The sequence below is a fragment of the Streptomyces torulosus genome (assembly GCF_001419765.1).
Taxonomy (GTDB): domain Bacteria; phylum Actinomycetota; class Actinomycetes; order Streptomycetales; family Streptomycetaceae; genus Streptomyces; species Streptomyces torulosus.
On the sequence record NZ_LIRK01000595.1, the window covers coordinates 1 to 5,509 of the forward strand.

Annotated in this window: 5 protein-coding genes; all 5 read right to left on the minus strand. The window is 69.2% G+C overall.

Translation table 11 applies throughout. The features are described 5' to 3' along the window. Nucleotides 1-73 precede the first annotated feature (73 nt). Nucleotides 74-1,162, minus strand: a complete 1,089-nt coding sequence (gene ccsB / locus AOK23_RS34420) for a c-type cytochrome biogenesis protein CcsB (RefSeq protein ID WP_055716458.1) — start codon at nucleotides 1,160-1,162, stop codon at nucleotides 74-76. Next, a complete protein-coding gene (gene resB / locus AOK23_RS34425) occupies nucleotides 1,159-2,880 on the minus strand; it encodes a cytochrome c biogenesis protein ResB (RefSeq protein ID WP_055716459.1) in 1,722 nt (573 codons plus the stop codon). The genes ccsB and resB overlap by 4 nt, the downstream gene beginning before the upstream one ends. A 4-nt stretch (nucleotides 2,881-2,884) precedes the next feature. Further along, nucleotides 2,885-3,658, minus strand: a complete 774-nt coding sequence (locus AOK23_RS34430) for a cytochrome c biogenesis protein CcdA (protein ID WP_055716462.1) — start codon at nucleotides 3,656-3,658, stop codon at nucleotides 2,885-2,887. 25 nt (nucleotides 3,659-3,683) lie between these two features. Next, on the minus strand, nucleotides 3,684-4,286 hold the full coding sequence (locus AOK23_RS34435) for a TlpA family protein disulfide reductase (RefSeq protein ID WP_079049874.1): 603 nt from the start codon (nucleotides 4,284-4,286) through the stop codon (nucleotides 3,684-3,686). Between the two features lie 76 nt (nucleotides 4,287-4,362). Further along, nucleotides 4,363-5,509: polysaccharide deacetylase family protein (locus tag AOK23_RS34440; protein ID WP_055716461.1), on the minus strand; the 1,147-nt coding region annotated here is incomplete at its 5' end.

A 5,509-nucleotide genomic window follows, 5' to 3' on the forward strand; every position in this document is an offset into this window, starting at 1 on the left:
CGTACACCGAAGGCCGGTTCCCGTGACCCACATCACACAGGAACCGGCCTTCGGTGTACGGAGTTCGTCGGGGTCAGACGCCCGCGTAGGAGTGCTTGCCGCTGACGAAGATGTTGACGCCGTAGTAGTTGAACAGCCAGCAGGCGAAGGCGACGAGCGCGATGTACGCGGCCTTGCGGCCCTTCCAGCCGGCGGTGGCGCGGGCGTGCAGGTAGCCGGCGTAGGCGACCCAGGTGATGAACGACCAGGTCTCCTTGGGGTCCCAGCCCCAGTAGCGGCCCCACGCGTCGCCCGCCCAGATGGCGCCCGCGATGATCGTGAACGTCCACAGCGGGAAGACGGCGGCGTTGACGCGGTAGGAGAACTTGTCGAGGGACGCCGAGGCGGGCAGCCGCTCCATGACGGAGGTCGCGAACCGGCCCGGCCGGCCGCCGCCCGCCAGCTTGCTCTCGTAGGAGTCCTTGAACAGGTACAGGATCGTGCCGACCGCGCCCACGTAGAAGACGGCACCGCAGAAGATCGCGGTGGAGACGTGGATGTACAGCCAGTACGAGTGGAGGGCGGGAACCAACTGGTCGCTGGCGGTGTACAAGACAGTGACGGCGAGACCGAGATCGAGGAGGACCGTGGTGATCAGCGGCAGGCCCAGCCAGCGCACGTTCTTCTTCAGCGCGAGCAGCACGAGGAACACCCCGACGGCCACGGTGGAGAAGGTGATGTTGAACTCGTACATGTTGCCCCACGGCGCCCGCTGCACCGACAGCGCCCGCGCGAGCACACCGGCGGCCTCGACGGCCCACGCCAGCACCGTGAGGGACACGGCGATACGGCCGTAGAGGTCGCCCTGCTCGTCCCCGCCGTGGGCGCCCGGCCCGTCCGGCACGTCCCGCGCGCCGGCGGCGGCCCGCACGACCACCTTCGGCCGCTCCAGCACGGAGGTGCCCCCGGCCGACTTCACGGTCACCGAGGGCGCGGCCGTCTTCTTCGCCGCGCCGTCCTGGGCGGTGAGCGCGGCGGCCGTCCGGCCCACCTTGCTGCGGCTGCCGAACAGCCATTCGGCGATGTACGCGAAGAAGGCCAGCGTGTACACGGCCATCGCGGAGTAGATCAGCGTGTTGCTGATGCTCGCGAGATTCTCGTTGGTCGCGGCGGCGAGAGTCACTTCTCAGCCCCTTCGGCAGTGACGACTGGGGGTTCGGAGTCGAGGTCGGGGTCCGGGTCGGGGTCGACGTCCGGGTCGGGGTCGGGCGCGGTGGGAGCCTCGTCGTGGATCACCCCGGCCAGGTCGCCCAGCTCCTCCGGCACCTTCGCGGACTCGCTGCGGCCGAGGCCCGCCATCTCGACGACGGTCACCCCGTCGGGCCCGGCGACCGCGCGGACCCACACCCGGCGGCGCTGGATGAAGAGGGACCCGGCGAGACCGAGGATCGCGGTGATCGCGCCCGCGAGGGCCCAGCCGCTGCCGGGCTGCTGGGTCACCTGGAAGCCGGCCCACTCCTTGACCCCGTCGAACGTGATGGTGCCCGCCCCGTTCGGCAGGGTCATGGACTCGCCGATCTCCAGGTTCTCCCGCACCTGCGCGCCCTTGTCGTCCCGGAACGCCTTCAGCTTCGACTTGTCGAGCTGGTACACGCTCTGCGGGAGGCCCGCGTTGACCCTCAGGTCACCGTGGTAGGGCGTCAGGTTCAGCCGCGGGTTCAGCAGCGCGGGGAACTGCGAGACGACCGCCGAGTCCTTGCCGCCGTACGTCGGGAGGAAGAACGCCTGGATGCCGAGCTGGTCCCACTTGCCCTTGCCGTCGCGGTAGCCGTCCATCACCTTGATCGCGCCGGTGGAGGTGACATTGGCGTCCAGCGGCAGCAGCGGCACCGCGTCCTCGAAGACGACCTTGCCCCGGCCGTCCTTGACGGTGATGACGGGCGCGTAGCCGTGGCTGACGAGATAGACCTTGGAGTCGTCGATCTCCAGCGGCTCGTTGACCTCGATCCGGGTGGTCTTCTCCTTGCCGTCCGCGCCGACGGCGTAGTCGACGCTCGCCTCGAAGACACGCGGGGTGCCCTTGTTGGGCCCGGTGGGCTCGTAGGTGCCCCGGAAGCTCTTGAGGTCGAAGCTGAACGGGTTGAGGTCGTCGGCGGAGAAGAGGTTGCCGGACTTGAAGTCGTCGTATTGCGGCAGGACGTTGGAGAACCCGTCGCCCTCGACGATCAGCTTGTTGCCCTCGGACTTGTAGAGCTGGCCCCAGGCGAAGGCGATGAGCATCACGATCAGCGCCAGGTGGAAGGCCAGGTTGCCGGCCTCCCGGAGGTAGCCCTTCTCGGCGGCGACCGCGTCCCCGGCGACATGCGCGCGGAACCGGCGCCGCTTCAGCGCCTTCAGCGCGACCTCGCGGACCTGCTCCGGACTGGCCTCGGTGCGCCAGGTCGCGTACGCGGGCATGCGCGTCAGCCGCTTCGGGGCGCCCGGCGGGCGGCCGCGGAGCTGGCCGACGAACTGCCAGGTGCGGGGCACGATGCAGCCGATGAGCGAGATGAACAGCAGGATGTAGATCGCGGAGAACCACACCGAGCTGTAGACGTGGAACAGCCCGAGCTTCTCGTAGATCGGCCCCAGGGTGTCGTGCCGCTTCATGAAGTCGGCGACCCGGGTCTCGTCCTGTCCGCTCTGCGGGATCAGCGAACCGGGGATCGCCGCGAGCGACAGCATGAACAGCAGCAGCAGCGCGACCCGCATGGAGGTCAGCTGGCGCCAGAACCAGCGGGCCCAGCCGATCACCCCGAGCTGGGGGACGTTGAGGGCGTCCTCCTGCGGGGCGGTGGACAGCCGCGAACCGACGACGTCGAGTTCGCTGTCGTCGCGCTTGCCGGAGTCGGTCGTCGTCATTGGCTCAGATCCCAGGGGTGAAGCCGGTGGACCAGACCTGCATCTCCTGCACGATGCGGTCCCAGGCGCCGGTCAGCATGAGCACGCCGATGGTGATCATCATGCCGCCGCCGATGCGCAGCACCCACGCGTAGTGCCGCTTGACCCAGGCGAACGCGCCGAGCGCCTTGCGGAAGGCCACCGCGGCGAGCACGAAGGGCAGGCCCAGCCCCAGACAGTACGCCACCATCAGCAGCGCGCCGCGCCCGGCGCTGCCCTCCTGCATCGCGAGGACGTTCACGGCGGCGAGGGTCGGGCCGATGCAGGGGACCCAACCTATGCCGAAGAGCGCACCGAGGACCGGGGCGCCCACCAGTCCGGTGGCCGGCTTGGTGTGGAAGCGGAACTCGCGCTGAGTGAGCCAGGGCATCAGCCCCATGAAGAAGAGACCCATGAAGATCATGAGCCCGCCGAGCACCTTGGTCAGCACCTGCTGGTGCTCCAGGAGTGTCGTGCCGAAGTACCCGAACAGGGCCCCGCTGGAGACGAACACCGCGGTGAACCCGAGCACGAACAGCCCGGCCCCGGCCGCCATCCGCCCCTTGCGGGCGTCCGCGAGGTCGGTGCCGCCGACGCCGGTGACGTACGACAGATAGCCGGGGACGAGGGGCAGGACGCAGGGCGAGAAGAAGGAGACGAGACCGCCGAGCAGGGCGACCGGCAGCGCGAGCAGCAGGGCCCCGCTGGAGACGGTCTCGGTGAGGCCGGAGGCATGGGTGGTGACGGCGGTGTTCAGCACGGTCGCGGTCGTCGTTCCCGGCACGTCACTTCTCCGCGAGGATCGGCTTGAGCATCTTGCGCAGCAGTTCCTCGGTGAGTGGCGTCTGGGCCCGCGCCGCGAGCTTGCCCTCCCGGTCGACGACGATCGTCGAGGGGATCAGCTGCGGGTTGAGGGTGCCCTTCTCGAACCGGAGCAGCAGCTTGCCCGTGGGGTCGTACAGGCTCGGGTAGGTGACCTTGAACTCTTCCTCGAAGGCCAGCGCGGGACGGGTGCTGGTGTCGCGGGTGTTGATGCCGACGAACTGCACGCCCTGACCGGCGAGGTCCTTGGAGACCTTGACGAAGTTGGCCGCCTCCGCGCGGCACGGCGGGCACCACGAGCCCCAGACGTTCAGGACGACGATCTTGCCCTTGTAGGCGGAGGCCACATCGAGTTCGCCCCCGTCGATGGTCCTGCCGGCGAGCTTGGGCGCGGTGTCCCGCTCCCCCTTCTTCACGGTCGCGATGCCGTCGGAGCCGGCCACGAAGCCGGTACCGCCGCCACCGCCCTCGATGCCTCCGCCCGAACAGGCGGACAGCACCAGCGCCAGGGCCGCGGCCCCGGCGGAGAGCAAAGCGGCACGACTGCGGCTCGTACGGACACTCATGTGAAAAGTTTCGCATGCCCGTTTCGTCGACCTGCGGCGGGGTCGAGCAGCCCGCCCGGTCGTGCGTCCGCCGAGGTCAGGCGGACGGGTCCGCCTTCAGGAAGCCCTTCCAGCCGCCCGCCGGCTCCTGTCCGACCCCGAGGGTCTGGAGCTTGGCGAGGACCTCCGGCTTCTGCACGTCCATCCAGTCGACGAACTGCCGGAAGGAGACGATCCGGATCTCCCCGTCCTTGGCCTTCTCCTTGGCCCGGGCGATGTGCTTGAGGGCCCCCTCGACGGCGTCCATGTAGACCCCGCCGTTCCACTCCTCGAAGTGGTTGCCTATGAACAGCGGCGCCCGGTTCGTCTCGTACGCCCGCTGGAATCCGGCCACGTACGCGCCGGTGGCCTGGGTGCGGTAGGCCGGGTAGTTGGCGGGCGGGGCCTGGGTGGAGTTCTGGGACTGGTTGTACATGATGTTGTAGTCCATCGACAGGACCTCGAAGCTGCGGCCCGGGAACGGCACGGACTGCAACGGCAGGTCCCAGATGCCCTGCTTCTTCCCGGGCCACACCTGGAGGCCGCCGGGCGAGGAGGAGTCGTAGCGCCAGCCCAGCTCGCGCGCGGTGGGCAGCAGGTTCTGCTGCCCGAGCAGACACGGGGTGCGTCCGCCGACCAGCTCCTTCTCGTAGTCGAAGGGCAGCGGGTCGAGGTCGGTCCAGCCGCTGTTCGTCTTCCACTCCGTCACGAACGACTTGGCCTGCTCTATCTCGCTGCGCCACTGCTTGGGCGTCCACTTGCCGACCGAGCCGAAGCCGTCGCCGCAGAAGTGGCCGTTGAAGTGGGTGCCTATCTCGTGGCCGTCGAGCCACGCCGTCCGCAGGTGCCCCAGCGTCGACTTGATGTGCTCGTCGGTGAGGTAGCCGATGTCGGAGGCGCCGGGCGCGTTGTTCGGCGGGAGGTACTTGCGCTTCTTCGACTCGGGCAGGAGGTAGATCCCGGAGAGGAAGAACGTCATGTGGGCGTCGTGGTCCCGGCCCGCCTTCAGGAACCGCTCGAAGAGGCCGTTCCCGACGTCGCCGGCGCCGTCCCAGGAGAACACCACGAACTGCGGCGGGGTCTCGCCCGGCTCCAACGGCCGCGGCTTCTCCGGCTGGTTGGGCTGCTTGCCGGTACGGGCGGTGGAACCGTCCCCGATCGGCGTCACCTTCTTCTCGGGCTTCCCCTTGCCCTTGCCGCCGCCC